The organism is Arcicella sp. LKC2W, assembly GCF_034931005.1.
In the GTDB taxonomy this organism is placed as follows: domain Bacteria; phylum Bacteroidota; class Bacteroidia; order Cytophagales; family Spirosomataceae; genus Arcicella.
Map to the genome: position 1 here is coordinate 1 of NZ_JAYGIN010000065.1, position 1665 is coordinate 1665.

At 40.5% G+C, this 1665-nt stretch carries 1 pseudogene; it reads right to left on the bottom strand.

The features are described 5' to 3' along the window. Positions 1–1665: pseudogene (locus VB796_RS23670) on the bottom strand (hypothetical protein); the annotation flags it as partial.

The window sequence follows — 1665 nt, forward strand, 5'->3', positions numbered from 1 at the left end:
ACAACTACCGTTACTTTTGCACGATTTGTTCCTGCGGTTTCACATCCTGTTACATCATCTTTACAACCTACATAGTAGTTATATGTTCCTACTGGACTTGGGGCAAAAGTTAATGTTGTTAAACTTGCTCCGCTTGCATCGTACCATTTCGCAGTTTTATTTGCTCCACAACTTGCACTTAATGTAATTGTCTCACCAACACAAATTGCTGATTTATCAGATTTTGCATCCGTTGGGGCTGTTGGAATTGGATTTACAACTACCGTTACTTTCTTGCGTTGTCCTGCTGCCGTCTCACAATCAGTTGTGTTTGATTTACAACCTACGTAATAATTGTATGTTCCTACTGGACTTGGTGCAAAGCTTAAACTTGTTAATGCTACTCCCGCTTCGTCGTACCATTTCGCTGTTTGACCTGTTCCACAAGTTCCGCTTAATGTGATTGTTTCTCCAATACAAATGGCTCCTTTATCAGATTTTGCATCTGTTGGTGCCGTTGGAATTGTATTTACAATCACTGTTACTTTCGCACGGTCTGTTCCTGCTGTTTCACATCCTGTTGCATCATCTTTACAACCTACATAATAATTGTATGTGCCTACTGGACTTGGTGCAAATGTCAATGTTGTTAAACTTGCTCCACTTGCATCGTACCATTTCGCAGTTTTACCTGTGCCACAACTTGCACTTAATGTAATTGTTTCACCAACACAAATCGCTAATTTATCAGATTTCGCATCTATTGGTGCAGTTGGAATTGGATTCACAACTACCGTTACTTTTGCACGGTTTGTTCCTGCGGTTTCACAACCTGTTGCATCGTCTTTACAACCTACATAATAATTATATGTGCCTACTGGACTTGGTGCAAATGTTAATGTGGTTAAACTTGCTCCGCTTGCATCGTACCATTTCGCTGTTTTGTTTGCTCCACAACTTGCACTTAATGTAATTGTCTCACCAACACAAATCGCTGACTTATCAGATTTTGCATCTATTGGTGCAGTTGGAATTGGATTCACAACTACCGTTACTTTCTTGCGTTGTCCTGCTGCTGTTTCACAATCAGTTGTGTTTGATTTACAACCTACGTAATAATTGTATGTGCCTACTGGACTTGGGGCGAAGCTTAAACTTGTTAGAGCTACTCCTGCTTCGTCGTACCATTTCGCTGTTTGACCAGTGCCACAAGTTCCGCTCAATGTGATTGTTTCTCCAATACAAATGGCTCCTTTGTCAGATTTTGCATCTGTTGGGGCAGTTGGAATCGTATTTACAATTACCGTTACTTTTGCACGGTCTGTTCCTGCTGTTTCACATCCTGTTGCATCATCTTTACAACCTACATAATAATTGTATGTTCCTACTGGATCTGGTGCGAATGTTAAAGTTGTTAAACTTGCTCCACTTGCATCGTACCATTTCGCTGTTTTACCTGTGCCACAACTTGCACTTAATGTAATTGTTTCACCAACACAAATCGCTAATCTATCAGATTTCGCATCTATTGGTGCAGTTGGAATTGGATTCACAACTACCGTTACACTCTTACGGCTTGTCGCTCCTGTTTCACAACCTGTTACGTCATCTTTACAACCTACGTAATATTTGTATGTTCCTACTGGATTTGGTGCAAAGGTTAAAGTTGTTAAACTTGCTCCTGCT